Raw genomic sequence first — 16,325 nt, 5'->3', positions numbered from 1 at the left:
CGCGGGGCGATGTCGTGGCGGGCCTGGTTGGGCTCCACGGAGATGACCTGGCGTACGCCCTGCGCCTTGGCCAGGCGGATGTGGATCAGGCCGAGCGGCCCCGCGCCGGCCACCAGGACCGTGTCCGCCCCGGCCACCTTGGCCAGGTTCTGGCCGTTCAGGGCGCAGGAGACCGGCTCTACGATGGCGGCCTCGAGGGCGGAGACGTTGTTGATCGGAATCAGGTTCTCGCGCGCCTGGGCGGGGACCCGCACGTACTGCGACAGCCCGCCGTCGAGCTGGTAGCCGAAGGCGACGCGGTTGCGGCAGATGTTGGGGTGGCCCTTGGAGCACGCGGAGCAGGTCCCGCACGGTACAGCGGGTAGACGCAGACCTGGTCACCCATGGACACGCCGTCGGGAAGGTCACCGTTCGCGGCGACGACCTCGCCGGCGAACTCGTGCCCCAGCGTGGAGGGCAGGGTCACATTGCGGGTCTTACGGCCGGTGTAGATGCGCACGTCCGTGCCGCACAGCAGGGCCCCGGTCACCTTCAGCAGGACGTCGCCCGGTTGGAGTTCGGGGATCGGCACCTGCTCGATCCGCATGTCGTTGGCGGCGTGCAGTACGGCCTTGCGCATGGTGGCGCTCAAGTCGACGGTCGGGACGACTGTCGTTTTGCTAGTCATGGTTCTTCCTTGAAACTGAGTGAGTCTGCTTGGTTCTGCTCGCCGGCGAGCAGAATGGTGGTGGCGCCGCGGTCCTCAAGGGCCTCAATCTGCTCGGCCGAGGCGCCGGCGTCGGTGATGAGCCCCCATTCATGGGGCAGCGGGGACCAGTAGGGGTAGTCCGTGTCATCCTCGAGCTTGGAGGAGTCGGCGATGACGTACACCTGGGAGGCTTGGCGCAGCATCATCGACTTCAGCCGGGACTGGTCGTAGGTGCGCGAGGCGATGCCCCGCTCGGCACTGACGGCGTCGGCGCCGACGAAGGCGATGTTGCCGTAGATGCGGGACAGGGTCATCTCTGCATCGCCCCCGCAGATGGTCTCGTTGATGCCGCGCAGGTTGCCGCCCAGCACCAGCACGTGGACCTTGTCCTGCCCCACGAGCCGGTTGATGCAGCGCAGCCCGTTGGTGACCACGGTGAGCTCGAAGCGGTTGTCGATGGCGGCGGCGATGCGTTCCGCCGTGGAGCCGGCGTCGAGGATCACCAGGTCCCCCTCGCTGAGGAGGGAGACCGCCACCTGCGCGATCCCCTCCTTCGCGACGACGTTGCTCACCTGCCGTTGCGCCATGGTCAGTTCACTGCGCCCAGGGGCCAGCGACGCTCCCCCGTAGGTGCGTGAGATGACTTCGTTCTTCTCCAACAGCGCCAGGTCCCGACGAATAGTGACCACGGATACATCCAGTGCCTGCGCGAGCTCATTGACCGAGGCACTCCTGCCAGAGCCTTCGCCCAGCAGCTCGACTAGCCGGGCCCGCCGCCGGTCTCCCTTGGTGCGGGGCTCGCCAGTGACGCTGGAGCGAACGGTGATGGCCATGGTGCCTCCCTGGTCGTTGAGAATCGCTTCTGACCGCATCGTCCCACCTCCTTTCGTCATTGTGGTCGCATCGGGTTGCATCGTCTCCGCCGGGCCGCGCACGGTACCGGCCCTCCAGCCCGCCGTTCAGCCTGCTGTACTAGCGCCTATCCGCGCCGGGTGGTTTCCTGCCCCTGCCCTCACACCGCGACCACATCCCTGGAGAAGTCGATCTGCTCGACCTTGGGAAGCATGAAGGCGAAGACCAGGGCGCCGAAGACCGAGACTGCGCCGGACAGCAGCAGCGGCAGGCCGAAGGCACCGGTGGCGCCGTACAGGAAGCCGATGACGATCGGGTTGAGAGCGGATCCAATGTTGGAGAAGAAGTTCTGGGTGCCGCCCAGCACGCCGACGGTGGATGCCGGGACGAAGTCCGCGGGCAGGCACCAGATGGTCACGATGGTGAAGGCGGAGCCGAAGTAGGACACCGACATCAGTGCCAGCGCCAGTCCCGCGGTGGGAACGAAGGCCGCTCCGCCGATCACGGCGCACAACAGCATCCCGACGACCAGGCAGGTCTTGCGCACGCGCGTCACCGACCAGCCCCGCTTGAGCAATGCGTCGTTGATCAGGCCGCCACTCCACGAGCCGATGATGGAGCAGATCGGGGGGATCGCGCCGAAGGCTCCGAGCTTGAGCAGGTCGAAGCCGCGCTCGTCGACCAGGTAGGTGGGGAACCAGGTCAGGAAGAACGTCACCGCGAAGTTCACGCAGAAGAAGCCGATCATCATGGCCCACACGGCGCGCTTGCGCAGCAGGATGAGTACCGGGATGGCCTTCTCGGTGCCGGCCGCAGCCGCCTCACGCTCCTCTTCGTCGCGGCCCTCGTTGATAACCGCCATCTCCTCCTCGCCGATTGAGCTGACAAGCTCTGGACGGCGATAGAGCGCCCACCAGCCCAGGGCCCACAGGATCCCGAGCACACCGGCGATCAGGAAGACCCACCGCCAGCCCCACAGTCCAATGATCCCGGCGATCACCGGGGTTACGATGGCCGAGCCGATACGCGCGCCGGAGTCGTAGACGGAGGTGGCGCGTGCACGCTCCCGCTGGGGGAACCAGCGGGAGACGGTCTTTGCAGATGCGGGGTAGGCGCCCGACTCGCCAATGCCAAGGCCGAGCCTGAGTCCGAACAGCATGGCGAAGCTGCTGGCGAGGAAGGTGGCGCCGGTGCACACTGACCACACGAACACCGAGGCTCCGAACATGACGCGCTCGCCGAACTTGTCGATCAGGGAGCCCGCGGGGATCTGCATGATCGCGTACGACCAGCAGAAGGCCGACAGGATGAGCCCCCTGCTCGCCGGGAGTGATGTGGAAGTCCTTGGTCATATAGGGCAGAGACACCGAGATCGCCGAGCGGTCGATGTAGTTGATGGCCAGGCCGATGGCGCAAACGACGGCGACGACCCAACGCCAGTTGGTCTTGCCCTGCCGCCGCACGGGCGTAGCTGCTGCTGTCATGGATACCTCCTTGTACCTCAAAACTGAGCGGTTCTCTCATGCGAGAGCCATAAAATGATCGGTTCGATCATCTGATACCTTAAGCACGCTCGCTTCCGGCACGCCGGTCAAGTCGTTCGATCATATCGATCACCATATTGAACGATTCGATCATCTACTGCGGCTTGAGATGGGCCTTTAGCCCCAGATAACCGCCGTCGCTCCCGCCCCTCCCCACACAGGCGGCCCACGTGCACCCACGTCGCATGCTCCGATTTCCGGCCCCAGGCCGTCGATGCGACAATCGCCCGGGGACTCGCGGCTCACACCGCGGTTCCCAGAGCATCTGCCAATACGACTGAAGGAGCTTTCGTGCCCGGTCAGAACCTCACCCGCGAGGAGGCGGTGGCGCGCGCCGCCGTCGTCTCCGCCGACAGTTACGACGTCGTCCTGGATCTGTCCGGCGCCGCGGACTCCGCCAACGCCACCTTCCGTTCCACCACGACGGTCCGCTTCACCGCCACCCCGGGGGCGTCCACCTTCATCGACCTGATCGCCCCGGCAGTGCACGCGGTGACACTCAACGGGAACGAGCTCGACCCGCAGCAGGTCTTCGCCGACTCGCGTATCGCGCTGGCGGACCTGCGCGCGGACAACGAGCTGACCGTGGTCGCCGACTGCGCCTATATGCACACCGGAGAGGGCCTGCACCGCTTCACCGACCCGGCTGACGGCGAGACCTACCTGTACACCCAGTTCGAGGTGCCCGACGCCCGCCGCGTGTACGCCGTGTTCGAGCAGCCCGATCTGAAGGCCCCCTTCCGCTTCACCGTCACCGTGCCCGAGGGCTGGACGGTGCTGTCCAACTCCCCCACGCCCGTACCCACGCCGGCCGCCGTCGGCACACACACCTTCGCCTTTACGCCCAGCGAGCGCATCAGCTCCTACATCACGGCGATCGTGGCTGGCCCTTATACGGGAACCACCGACGTCTACACGGCCGCCGACGGCCGCAACATTCCCCTGGGCGTGTACTGCCGCAAGAGCCTGGCGGAGTTCATGGACGCCGAGGAGATCCTGTCGATCACCAAGAACGGCTTCGCCTACTACGAGGAGCTATTCGGCACTCCGTACGCCTTCAGCAAGTACGACCAGGCCTTCGTGCCCGAGTTCAACGCCGGCGCGATGGAGAACGCCGGCATCGTCACCCACCGCGACGACTACATCTTCCGTTCCCGCCCCGTGCAGGCACGCGTCGAGCGCCGCGCCGAGACCATCCTGCACGAGCTGGCACACATGTGGTTCGGGGACCTGGTCACCATGAAGTGGTGGGACGACCTGTGGCTGAACGAGTCCTTCGCCGAGTACTGCTCCACGCTCGCCGTCGCCGAAGCCACCCGCTGGACCGACGCCTGGACCACCTTCCAGGTGCTGGAGAAGAACTGGGCGTACAACCAGGACCAGCTCTCCTCCACCCACCCGATCGCCGCGCAGATCAACGACCTGCACGATGTGGAGGTCAACTTCGACGGCATCACCTACGCCAAGGGCGCCTCCGTGCTGTCCGCGCTGGTGGCGTATGTGGGACGCGAGTCATTCTTCGCCGGCATCAAGAACTACCTGGCGGCCCACGCCTACGCCAACGCCACTCTGGCCGACCTGCTTGGCGAGCTGGAAAAAGTCTCCGGCCGCGACCTGTCCGCCTGGACCCGGGTCTGGCTGCAGGAAGCGGGTGTGACCACACTGCGCCTGGAGCTGGACACCGATGCCGACGGCGTGCTCACCTCCGCCGCGATCGTGCAGGAGATTCCGGCAGGCTCGCCGGCCTCGCTGCGCCCCCACCGCGTGGTGCTGGGCTCCTACGCCCTCGGGTCCCAGGCCCCGGCCGCCCTGGAGCGCACCGGACGCATTGAGCTCGACGTCGCCGGGGCGCGCACCGAGGTGGCCGAGCTGGTAGGCACCGTACGCCCTGATGTCCTCCTACTGAACGATGAGGACCTGACCTACGCCAAGGTGCGCCTGGACGCCGCCTCGCTCGCCACCGGGCTGGCGCATGTTGAGTCCTTCACCACCTCCCTGCCACGCTCGGTGCTGGTGGCCAGCGCCTGGGACATGGTGCGCGACGGCGAGCTGCCGGCCGTCGACTTCCTGGCCGCCGCGCTGCGAGCACTGCGTGCCGAGACGCATTCCAGCGTAGTGCAGGGGCTGCTGGCGCGGGTGGCGACCTGCCTGTCGGCCTACCTGCCCCCGGCCGAGCGTCGGGAAGCGGCTGCGTCGACCACTGACACGCTGCTGGACCTAGCACGCGCCGCCGAGGCCGGCAGCGACACCCAGCTACAGCTGGTGCGCGCCGTCGCCGCTCATGCCGTCACCAGCAACCAGCTCGACGCCGTCGCCGCCTGGCTGGCCGGGTCGGCACCCCTGCCGGGCCTGGTGGTGGACCAGGACCTGCGCTGGGAGCTGCTGGTGGGGCTGGTCGCCGCCGGCCGCTGCGGCGAGGCGGAGATCGCCGCCGAGGAGGCGCGCGACCGTACAACCACGGGCCGTGAGCGCGCCGCCCAGGCGCGGGCCGCCGTTCCCACCGCGGAGGCGAAGGCGGCAGCCTGGCGCGAGCTGGTGGACAACGCCTCCCTGCCCAATGAGACTCAGGTGAAGATGCTCGCCGGCTTCAACATGGTCGAGCGCAACCCCGAGCTGCTGGCCCCCTACGTCTCGGAGTACGTCAGGGAGGCAGACGGCATCTGGAGCTCGCGCACCTTCCACATGGCCGAGAATCTGCTGGCCAGACTGTGGTCTACCACCACCGTGGGGCTGCCCGGCGTCGACCCGGCCGCCGCTCTGGAGGGCTGGCTGGCCGCTCACATCGATGCTCCCGCCGCCTTCCGCCGGATTGTGAGCGAGAACCTCGACGACACCCTCAGGGTGATGCGAGTCCAGGCCCGGGGACACGCGGGCGAGTGAACACGTTCGCTTGAACGGGCGGCCCCGGTTCCGCGCTCGGCATGACGAACGGCGGAACCGGGCCCCTTGCCCACTACTGGTACCGGACAACACTCACGAAGGCACGAAGGAGCTTTGATGAACACCTTGATCCACTCCCCTCTTGCTGGTCGCGTGATCGCGCTCAGCGATGTGCCGGACCCGGTGTTTGCCGCCGGGATGCTCGGTCCCGGAGTCGCCGTCGACCCCGATCCCGCCGACGGTGGGAACGTGACCGCGCTGGCCCCGGTCAGCGGGAGAGTCACCAAGATCCACCCCCATGCCTTCATCGTGGCTGACACCTCCGGGCGCGGTGTCCTGGTACACCTGGGCCTGGACACCGTGCAGCTGGAAGGGGAGGGCTTCACGCTTCTGGTTGAGCAGGGCGATGCCGTAACCGTAGGCGACCCGGTGGTCACCTGGTGCCCGAGCGCCGTCGCCGCCGGCGGCCGCAGTCCGATCGTCCCGGTCGTAGCCCTCCAGGCTGACGCCGCTCAGATAGCCCAGGCCGCCGCCCGTACCCATGTGGATGCGGGCGAGGCCCTATTCACCTGGGCCTGACCGGTGCATCCGGTCCTGACCGACCGCCGCCACGATTTCGACGCGGGCGGCGGCCGGGATCAGCGACGAAACTCCTCGCGCACGGCGGTAAGCAGACTGGCAAGACGCACGTTGCTCGGCAGATCCTCTACCAGGACAACCTCTCCCGAGCCGTCCGCAAGAGGCATTTTCCAGTTCGGGTACTCCTGATCCGTGCCGGGCTGGTTCTGCGCGCGGCGCTCGCCCACGCCGTCAACCAGGGCGACCCCTACAAGGGCCGACGGCGTGCGGACCACATAGCGGTACAGCGCCTCGACGGTCTCCCGCTCGGAGGGGTCCTCGCTCAGCAGGTCGTATTCGCGCAGGCGGCTGAGCATGCGCTCCCGCTCGATACGGGCCTCGGTGCGCACCTGGTCGACCGGCTCCGTGAGCAGCCCGAGCCGCTCGCGCAGTGCCACGTGCTCATCCGCGAGATATCCGGCGGTGGGCGGCAAGTCGTGGGTGTTGACCGTAGACAGGGACAGGTGCCGGTACGCTCCCGGCTCCAGCGGCCAGCCGTCCTCCTCCTGCTTCTCGAACCAGAGCACGGAGGTGCCCAGCACGCCCCGGCTGGCCAGGTACTCGCGCGCCCACGGCTCCACCGTGCCCAGGTCCTCGCCGATGATGACGGCGCCCGCCCGGTGCGCCTCCAGCAGGAGCACACCGATCATCGCCTCATGGTCGTAGCGCACGTATGCGCCCTGGTCCGCGCGCAGGCCGTCCGGGATCCACCACAGGCGGAACAGCCCGATGACGTGATCGATACGCAGAGCCCCGGCATGCCGCAGCACGGTGCCGACCATGTCCCGCAGCGGCGCGTAGGCGGTCTCCGCCAGCCGGACCGGGTCCCACGGCGGCTGGGACCAGTTCTGGCCCAGCTGGTTGTACATATCCGGCGGGGCGCCGACGCCGACGCCGGCCGCAAAGGCCTCCGGCTCGGCCCAGGCGTCCGCGCCTCGGGGGTGTACGCCGACCGCCAGGTCATCCATCAGGCCCAGGCTCATGCCGGCGGCCTTCGCCTCGGCTTGGGCCCGCGCCAGCTGCTCATCGACGATCCATTGCAGCCAGGCGTAAAAGTCTATGCGGTCCGCGAGGGTACGCGCCTCATTGGCCACAAAAGCGCTGGAGGCGTCCTTAAGGTTGTCCGGCCAGTCCTCGAAGTTCCCGTACTTCTCCATGAGCGCGCACCACAGCGCAAAGCGCTCCAGCCCCTGCCCCTGGGCCTGGCGGAAGCGTTCGAAGTCGCGTTGCCGGGACCGGGAGCGACCGGCGGCGAAAATCACTTCCAGGGCTTCGCGCTTGGCCTTCCATGCGGCGTCACGATCAATGGCGTCTGCGGTCAGGTTCGCGTCCGCGACCTCCTCGTGGGCCCATTGCACCAGCGAGCGCCGCGGGCCGGACAACCGGGAGACCTCCAAGATGTTCTCCGGCCGGATATAGATGGGGTTGACGAAGCGCCGCGTGACCGGCAGGTACGGCGAGGGCGTCATCGGACCCACCGGCTCGGCGGCATGCATAGGGTTGATCAGCAGGAAGTCTGCTCCCTCGTCGCCCAGGAAACCGACCAGCTCGGTCAGATCGTCCGCGTCGCCGACTCCCCAGGAGTCGCGGGAGCGAATCGAGTACAGCTGGGCCATGACCCCCCAGCCCCGGCCGCCCAGGGACGCGGGCAGGTCCAGGTGGTCCGGGGCCACCGCGAGCGCGGCGGTTGCACGGTAGTGTCCGCGCTCGTCGGAGCCGTCGATCTCCGCGACGATCGTGTGCCAGCCCAACGGCAGGTCTTCGGGGATAACGAAGGATGCCTGCCCGATGGTGGCACCATCGACCTCCCGCGGCGCGGTCCAGTCATCCGCCTGCAGCAGCTGCAGGGTGTCGCCCTCCTCCAGGATGATGTGCATCTGGACATGAGCGCCTTCGGGCATGTGCACCGGCACAGTTGCCTGGGTGCCGGCGCGCACCACCACGGTAGGCGGCAGGGTCCGGCGCCACGGGGCAATCTCAACCTCGCGCAGCGCCTCTTCAACCTCTTGCGCGGTATCGGCCTTTACGCCTAGTGCTGCCAGCACAGCCACCAGCGTGGTGCGCGACGGGGCAGCGAGATTGCCATGGAAGTCCCAGTACTCGGTGGAGACCCCGTGGGCCTCGGCGAGCTGCTTGAGACGCTCGTCAGGAAGGTCGGATGCGGCGGTCGATTCGGTCATTGCGGTTCAGCCTAGTGCTCGGTCGCGCGTGCGCGCGAGGGGGCGTCCCCGGTTACCTGGGGCGCGGGAAGTTGCTTTCAAGTGATACCCCACCGGCTCAACCGAGCGGCTGCGCGGCCGACGCGGCGGGCGGGAACATCTCTTGCAGAAAGCGTTTCATACGTTCGGCGCCAATGCCAGTCGCCCACGCCGGGCGGCGCCCGCTTCACCTAGCCGGGCAGTCCCAGCCCCACGCGGGCCGCCGCGGGCGGCCGGGCCCGCTCGCCACGGCCGCCGGGCAGGCCCGCCGTCAGTCGAGTTCAGCAATCTCCTGGGCGATCGTGTCCGCTGTGGGACCCACCACCACTTGAACCACCCGGCCGGAGCGGACCACCCCGAACGCACCGGTGGCGCGCAGCGCCTCCTCGTCTACCTTCTCCTGATCAACAACCTCAACCCGCAGACGAGTGATGCAGGGCTCCAGGTCGGAAATGTTCTCGCGCCCGCCCAGGCCGGCGACGATTTCGGCTGCAGTGCTCATGCGTGCTCCTCGTAGTACCTCGTGCTCGACATCACTTTATCGCAGTTCGCGGTCGCAGCGGGCGCATTCAGCTCCCGGCCCACGCAGAGCGGGCGTCGCCGCCCGAGGCCGCGCCTTAGGGGAACACAAGTGAAGCCGTAGAGTGCTGTCCGTCCGACTCCAGGGCCGAGCCCAGGGTGTCAATCGTCATTCATCCAATGGCAGAATCGCTCCCCGAAGCACAGACTCGGTGCACAATGAGTCATGACACCCGTCTCCATCGCTGTTGAGGAGCACCGTATGGCCCCGTCCGCCGCAACCCCAACCCCTCTGACCGGCATTGGCGTGAGCCCCGGACTCGTCGCCGGACCCGTCGCCCGCATGGCACCCGGTATCACCGAGCCCGAGATCGCCACCCTGGATCCGAGCCGCGACATTGACAAGGAGTGCGACCGCATCGCCGCGGCCGCGCAGACAGTCAAGAAGGGTCTCGAGCTCTCCGCCGCCGAGGCCAAGGGTGATGGCCGCACGCTCCTGGAGACGACTGCCCAGATGGCAGCCGACCCCACGCTGACCTCCTCGGCTCAGGCGATGGTGCGTGAGCGCCGCCTCGTGCCCGAGCGCGCCGTCTGGGAGGCCGCTGGCACCCTCGCCTCCATGCTGGAGTCCCTGGGCGGCTACATGGCAGAGCGCACACGTGACGTGCAGGATGTCCGCGACCGCATCGTCGCGGTGCTGACCGACTCGCCGATGCCCGGCATCCCCCGTCTGCCGGAGCCCTTCGTACTGGTAGCCGAGGACCTCGCCCCTGCAGACACCGCCCTGCTGGACCCGGAGAAGGTCGTGGCCTTCGTAACCTCCGAGGGCGGTCCCACATCGCACACCGCCATCCTCGCCCGCGCCCTGGGCATGCCGGCGATCGTAGGTACCGGCGCCGAGGTCACCGACCAGCTCTCCGATGGTGACATCGTCCTGGTGGACGGCACCAAGGGAACGATCGTCCTCGATCCGAGCGAGGACCAGCTGCGCCGCGCCCGCGAACTGGCCAGCCGCGTGCGCGTGTTCAACGGCGACGGCGCCACCAAGGACGGCCACGAGGTGCAGCTGCTCGCCAACGTGGGTGACGGTGCTGCCGCCCGCTCGGCAGCGGAGGCAAACGCCATGGGCGTGGGCCTGTTCCGCACCGAGTTCTGCTTCTTGGATCAGCCGGAGGAGCCGAGCGTCGACGAGCAGGTTGAGGCATACAAGGCCGTGCTGGCCGCCTTCCCCGGGAAGAAAGTGGTTGTGCGCACGCTCGACGCCGGCGCAGACAAGCCCCTGCCCTTCCTCACCGATGCCACCGAGGCGAACCCGGCCCTAGGTGTACGGGCCTACCGCACCACGCGCCGCGACCCGGAGGTGCTCGACCACCAGCTGGAGGCACTGGCCAAGGCGGAGGCCGAGACCGAGGCCAAGGTATGGGTGATGGCACCCATGATCTCCACAGCGGAGGAGGCGAAGGCCTTCACCGAGAAGGCCCGCTCCTACGGCCTGCAGACTGCCGGCATGATGATTGAGGTGCCCTCGGCCGCAATCATGGCGGACAAGATGTTCGAGCACGCCGATTTCGCCTCGATCGGCACGAATGACCTGACCCAGTACGTCATGGCGGCGGACCGACTGCTGTCCTCGCTGGCGGACCTGTCCACGGCCTGGCAGCCTGCCGTGCTGCGCCTGATCAAGCAGGCCTGTGACGGCGCCGCCCCGCACGGTCGTCCGGTCGGCGTTTGCGGTGAGGCCGCCGCCGATCCGGCGCTTGCGACGGTGCTGGTGGGCCTAGGCGTGGCCAGCCTGTCCATGACCGCACGTGCCCTGCCTGATGTCGACGCCGTGCTGAAGTCGGTGGACCTGGCCGATTGCCAGCGCCTGGCCGGCATCGCCACGGCGTCGGCGACCGCCGATGAGGCCCGGCAGGCGGTACGCGCCGAACTGCCGATTCTGGAGGAGCTCGGTCTTTGACACGGCCATACCCCGTTCCCCCCGCCAGCACCGAACCACTTGGCTCCGTTACGCGGATCCTCGCCTTGGAGGAGGTGACCGGCGCGGGGAACGGGGTTGAGGCCTTCACCGGCTCCTCGCTCCCCCAGATCTCCGGACGGATCTACGGCGGGCAGGTCGTGGCCCAGGGCCTGCTCGCGGCGGCCGCCACCATGGTCGATGACGGTGATGGTCCCCGCCAACCCCACTCGGTGCATGCTTTCTTCATGCGTGGCGGCAAGCCCGGGCAACAACTGCGATTCGACGTCGAGCGCATGCACGACGGCCGCTCGTTCTCTCAGCGACGCACCACCACCACACAGGACGGCGTGCCGATCCTGACCATGGTCGCCTCATTCCAGGAGCAGCAGGAGGGCACAGAGGTGCAGCTGGCGGCGCCCGACGTGCCGCGGCCGGATGACTTGGTCAGCGCCTTGGAGATCTTCCGCTCCATTGATCACCCGGTGGCAAAGTTCCTGGGGCGCACTACAGCCTTCGACATTAGGCACGTGGAAGGCAACATCTACCTGCGCCCGGGCAAGCGCGTACAGGGGCGGCAGCATCTGTGGGTGCGATCGCGCGGAGCACTTCCACCGAGCACCACTCAGACGGTGCATCGGGCGCTGCTGACCTATATGTGCGACCAGGTCATGCTGGAGCCGGCGCTGCGTAGTCAGGGATTGTCCTGGCGCAGTGAGGGCATGAGCCTGGCAACCCTGGATCACGCCCAGTGGTTCCACCGCGATGTGGATGCCGGCGACTGGCTGCTGTTCGTTCAGGACTCCCCCACTTCTCAGGGCGGACGCTCGATGGCCCGCGCGGAGGTGTTCGACTCCGCGGGCCGACTGGTCTCCTCCATCGCCCAGGAGGGCATGATCCGCACCCCCACCGCCGAGGCGCACGGAAGCGGCGACTGGGCGATTCGTGTAGCAGAAGGAGACGACGGCGGGCCGATCCCGGACGCCACCGCCTGAAGCCGCACGCGCCCGCTCACTGCGCGCCGGTCGTGCCCCTGTTACCGACTTCTTCGCTCATTTGCGGATCGCTTACAGACTTCGGTCCCGCGCGCGCTGCACAGTCCTGCGGTATTCCCATAGCATCGCGGCGACATGCCTGCGCAGGCCCGGTTTCAGCCACGGTCACGGGAGACGCACACTTGAATGGCGGTCGCATAGCGCAGCCTAGCAATTTACTGGTTAGTACTCCGGTGACAAACGCAACAGGCTACAACTCATTTCCTGTCAGAAACGCCGGCTTCCACCTCCACCCGCAGGTATGATGCTCAACTGAAACCTGCCGTCACGGAGACTCGCCATTACTCGCCCCACAGCTATAAACGTCGGGCGTGACGCAGTTCCCGCGGCAGCCGGTCCCACTACTAATAGACCCCGCACGCACCTGAGGAAAGGAGCATCATGCGCGCTCGCGCAGCTTCACGTCTTCTTGCGGTGCTTGCCCTGGGAGCACTGGCCCTGGCGATGATCGTCCCCGCGGCGTTCCACACCACGGCGAGTGCTGTTGAAGGCAGCTGCACCGCGACTTCCGAAACCCCTGACATCTCGCTTCTCAAGGATGATCAGCCCGTGTCCGCCGATAACACGGCGGTCGCCTGGGAAATGCTAAAACTGCAGTTTGACCTCGCACTTGAGGAAGGCCACTGCGCCGGCCAGACCTATGAGATCAGCACGCCTGCAGAACTCCGCTTCGACTCCGGAACCACCTGGAACCTCAGCACCAAGGAAGGCGACGTCGCCGCAACCATGACGTACGTCGCTGACGAAGGCGCTGACACGGGCCGCCTGGTGATTACTCTGACTGAGTACGTCGAGTCCCACCAGGATGTCACTCTCTCCGGCTGGATTGACACGCGCCTGACAAGTGCGATCACGCCGTCAACTACTGAGACTCTTACTTTCAACACAAATGGCAAGGTGACCACGGTTGTAGTTCCGGTCGGGGAGTGCGTTGGGAACTGCACCGAGATGCCCCGCGCCGCGGGCAAGTACGGTTCTGCAGCCGCAGCGGACGAATCCGGCACCCGCCCGGGCAGTGTCACGATTCAGACCCCCACCATCACCGAGGACATGGCGGGCGGAGCCGCTTCCGTAACGGCGGAGTGGACCGATACCGTCACCTCTGCCGGCCAGGCCTTCACGTGCGAAGCCTCCGCCTACTCCTACACCGGCCGCAATGAGTGGGGTGACCCCACCGGAGGCTCCAGCGCCCAGGTGACCGTCACTAGCTGCGACGACACTACCATCACGGGCACGATCGTGATTCCGACCGGCCAGTTCGCCCGGATCATCCTGCCGATGACGTTCACCGGAGCAGGCCCCTGGACCGATGACGCCTCTGTGGTCATCGCCGGTACCTCGCACAATGCTGAGACCACCGTGGTTCGTCGCGATGGCGGCGGCTCCGCAGACGGCTCGGTTCCGGTGACGCCGACTCCCTCCGAGTCCCCGGCTCCCTCCGAGTCCCCGGCTCCCTCCGAGTCCCCGACTCCGAGCGAGTCCCCGGCTCCTTCCGAGTCGCCTACGCCTTCCGAGTCGACAACACCGACGGAGGCCGCGCCCCCCAGCGAGTCGCCGAGCGCACAGGCCACTGCCCCGACCACGCCCTCTGCCCCGGCGACCGCCAAGGCGACCAGCGGAAAGACCAGCGCGCCTGCTGCAACCGCCTCCGCTACGACGCCGTCCCGCCCCTCGCTGGCACGCACCGGAGCCAACAGCCTGGTGCTTGTCCTCGGCGCGGGCTCCCTGCTGATCGCAGGGGCGGTCGCTCTGCAGCGCGCCCGCGTTCGGGAGTAACCCAGTTGATCCCGCTTGCCTGGCCTAGCACCTAGACCGGCAGCAGCGAACGGGTGGGGCCACGGATCGATTCGATCCGTGGCCCCACCCGTTTTGTCGGGTTGTCGACGCCAAGGTATGCGGGAAGGCGGAGACGGACTCAGGTCATCTTCCCCTCCCCTTCCTCCCTCACGAGCGTCTACTACGAACCTTTGCACCCTGGTGTGCAGCAAAACGTCGCACACCAGGGTGCAAAACGTCGTAACAGGGCACAAAGTGTCGCAATAGACGGCCGGGGGCAGGCCAGATGTTCGCGCTGCGTCCTGCACCGCGACTCCATCGCCTCGCAAGCTCGAGCAAGCTCGGCTTGGCTCGCCTCAGTCGCGCGTGTTCACCCTACGGGACCAACGCGACTCCATCGCCTCGCAAGCTCGAGCAAGCTCGGCTTGGCTCGGCTCAGTCGCGCGTGAGCTTCCTATAGGTGACGCGGTGGGGGCGGGCGGCCTCGGCGCCCAGGCGCTGAACCTTGTTCTCCTCGTAGGAGGCGAAGTTCCCCTCGAACCAGTACCAGGAGGCCGGATTCTCCTCCGTGCCCTCCCAGGCCAGGATGTGCGTGGCCACGCGGTCCAGGAACCAGCGGTCGTGGGTGATGACCACCGAGCAGCCCGCGAAGTTCAGCAGCGCGTTCTCCAGGGAGGACAGCGTCTCAACGTCGAGGTCGTTGGTGGGCTCGTCCAGTAGGATCAGGTTTCCTCCCTGCTTCAGGGTGAGCGCAAGGTTCAGGCGGTTGCGCTCACCGCCGGACAGCACACCGGCCGGCTTCTGCTGGTCTGCGCCCTTGAAACCGAAGGAGGCCACGTAGGCACGTGAGGGCATCTCCACCTGGCCGACCTGAATATAGTCCAGCCCGTCAGAGACAACCTCCCACAGAGTCTTCTTCGGGTCGATGCCGGCACGGTTCTGGTCCACGTACGACAGCTTGACCGTCTTGCCGATCGTGAGCTCCCCGCCGTCGAGCGGCTCCAGGCCCACGATCGTCTTGAACAGGGTGGTCTTACCGACCCCGTTCGGACCCACGATGCCGACGATGCCGTTGCGCGGCAGCGTGAAGGACAGGTTGTCGATGAGGGTGCGGCCGTCGAAGCCCTTCTTGATGTTGGTGGCCTCCAGAACCTGGTTGCCCAGACGCGGGCCCGGCGGGATCTGGATCTCCTCGAAGTCGAGCTTGCGGGTGCGCTCGGCCTCCGCGGCCATCTCCTCGTAGCGGGCCAGACGTGCCTTGGACTTGGCCTGGCGCCCGCGCGCGGAGGAGCGCACCCACTCCAGCTCGTCCTTCAGACGCTTGGCAAGCTTGGCGTCCTTCTTGCCCTGGATCTCCAGGCGCTTCTCCTTGGTCTCCAGGTAGGTGGAGTAGTTGCCCTCGTAGGGGTAGAGGTGACCGCGGTCGACCTCGGCGATCCACTCGGCCACGTGGTCCAGGAAGTACCGGTCGTGGGTGACGGCGATTACAGCACCCTTGTAGGTCTTCAGGTGCTGCTCGAGCCAAAGGACGGACTCGGCGTCGAGGTGGTTGGTGGGCTCATCCAGCAGTAGCAGGTCGGGTGCCTCCAGCAGCAGCTTGCACAGGGCCACCCGGCGGCGCTCACCACCGGAGAGGTTCTTGACCTCGGCGTCCGGCGGTGGGCAGCGCAGGGCGTCCATGGCCTGCTCCAGCTGGGAGTCCAGGTCCCATGCGTTTGCGGCGTCGAGCTGGTCCTGCAGGGTGCCCATCTCCGCCATGAGGGTGTCGAAGTCGGCGTCGGGATCGGCCATGGCGGCGGAGATCTCGTTGAACCGGTCAAGCTTGCCCTTGAGCTCGGCCACACCCTCCTCAACGTTGCCAAGCACGGTCTTTTCCTCGTTCAGCGGCGGCTCCTGCAGCAGGATGCCGACGCTGTAGCCCGGCGACAGCCGGGCCTCGCCGTTGGAAGGCTGGTCGATGCCAGCCATGATCTTCAGGATCGAGGACTTGCCGGCGCCGTTGGGGCCGACCATGCCGATCTTGGCTCCCGGGAGGAAAGCCATGGTGACGTCATCCAGGATGACCTTGTCACCGTGCGCCTTGCGCGCCTTGATCATCTGGTAGATGAATTCAGCCACAGGTCTGATACGCCTTTCGAAAGGGGTTGCTCGGATTCGCTCGTGCCCCGACGACGACGCTCCCCCGGCCGCGCCGGGGTGCGGCTCACGTCGTCGGCGCGCACCACCTCCCAGCCTACG

General features: G+C 67.3%; 10 protein-coding genes and 1 pseudogene. 5 read left to right on the top strand and 6 right to left on the bottom strand.

Features of this window, described 5'->3' with window-relative positions; all coding sequences use genetic code 11:
• Window positions 1-305 precede the first annotated feature (305 nt).
• The 3 genes and pseudogenes from CWT12_RS14645 to CWT12_RS03575 form a co-directional block, all read right to left on the bottom strand.
• Window positions 306-586, bottom strand: a pseudogene (locus CWT12_RS14645) (alcohol dehydrogenase catalytic domain-containing protein); the annotation flags it as partial.
• A gap of 77 nt (window positions 587-663) precedes the next feature.
• Window positions 664-1,560, bottom strand: coding sequence for a DeoR/GlpR family DNA-binding transcription regulator (locus CWT12_RS03580; protein WP_161923740.1), 897 nt, complete (start codon window positions 1,558-1,560; stop codon window positions 664-666).
• A gap of 140 nt (window positions 1,561-1,700) precedes the next feature.
• Entirely contained in the window at window positions 1,701-2,846 is a 1,146-nt protein-coding gene (locus CWT12_RS03575; protein WP_272927774.1) for an MFS transporter, read from the bottom strand.
• 529 nt (window positions 2,847-3,375) lie between these two features.
• On the opposite strand from CWT12_RS03575, the gene pepN reads away from it, so the two are divergent.
• Together pepN and CWT12_RS03565 are read left to right on the top strand one after the other, a co-directional pair.
• Window positions 3,376-5,964, top strand: a complete 2,589-nt coding sequence (gene pepN, locus CWT12_RS03570; protein ID WP_161923739.1) for an aminopeptidase N — start codon at window positions 3,376-3,378, stop codon at window positions 5,962-5,964.
• 117 nt (window positions 5,965-6,081) lie between these two features.
• Window positions 6,082-6,543: a PTS sugar transporter subunit IIA gene (locus CWT12_RS03565; RefSeq protein ID WP_161923738.1), complete on the top strand. Its 462-nt coding sequence runs from the start codon at window positions 6,082-6,084 to the stop codon at window positions 6,541-6,543.
• A gap of 59 nt (window positions 6,544-6,602) precedes the next feature.
• Here the strand turns inward: CWT12_RS03565 and malQ are convergent, their stop codons facing one another.
• Window positions 6,603-8,762: a 4-alpha-glucanotransferase gene (malQ, locus tag CWT12_RS03560; protein WP_161923737.1), complete on the bottom strand. Its 2,160-nt coding sequence runs from the start codon at window positions 8,760-8,762 to the stop codon at window positions 6,603-6,605.
• A 289-nt stretch (window positions 8,763-9,051) separates the two neighbouring features.
• Window positions 9,052-9,282 (bottom strand): glucose PTS transporter subunit EIIB, encoded by a 231-nt coding sequence (locus CWT12_RS03555; RefSeq protein WP_161923736.1) that lies wholly within the window; start codon window positions 9,280-9,282, stop codon window positions 9,052-9,054.
• Window positions 9,283-9,561: 279 nt separating this feature from the next.
• Here CWT12_RS03555 and ptsP point away from each other — a divergent pair, with 279 nt between their 5' ends.
• The 3 genes from ptsP (at window position 9,562) to CWT12_RS03540 (ending at window position 14,087) form a co-directional block, all read left to right on the top strand.
• Window positions 9,562-11,259 (top strand): phosphoenolpyruvate--protein phosphotransferase, encoded by a 1,698-nt coding sequence (gene ptsP, locus CWT12_RS03550; protein ID WP_161925269.1) that lies wholly within the window; start codon window positions 9,562-9,564, stop codon window positions 11,257-11,259.
• Window positions 11,256-12,251, top strand: coding sequence for an acyl-CoA thioesterase (locus CWT12_RS03545; RefSeq protein WP_161923735.1), 996 nt, complete (start codon window positions 11,256-11,258; stop codon window positions 12,249-12,251). The genes ptsP and CWT12_RS03545 overlap by 4 nt, the downstream gene beginning before the upstream one ends.
• Window positions 12,252-12,692: 441 nt before the next feature.
• Window positions 12,693-14,087, top strand: coding sequence for an Ig-like domain-containing protein (locus CWT12_RS03540; protein WP_161923734.1), 1,395 nt, complete (start codon window positions 12,693-12,695; stop codon window positions 14,085-14,087).
• Window positions 14,088-14,522: 435 nt separating this feature from the next.
• Here CWT12_RS03540 and ettA read toward each other — a convergent pair whose 3' ends face one another.
• Window positions 14,523-16,205: an energy-dependent translational throttle protein EttA gene (gene ettA, locus CWT12_RS03535; protein ID WP_161923733.1), complete on the bottom strand. Its 1,683-nt coding sequence runs from the start codon at window positions 16,203-16,205 to the stop codon at window positions 14,523-14,525.
• Window positions 16,206-16,325: the final 120 nt, after the last annotated feature.

This window comes from Actinomyces sp. 432 (assembly GCF_009930875.1).
Taxonomy (GTDB): Bacteria; Actinomycetota; Actinomycetes; order Actinomycetales; family Actinomycetaceae; genus Actinomyces.
The sequence above is the reverse complement of the archived record's forward strand: the minus strand, read 5'-3'. Positions and strand labels throughout refer to the sequence as shown.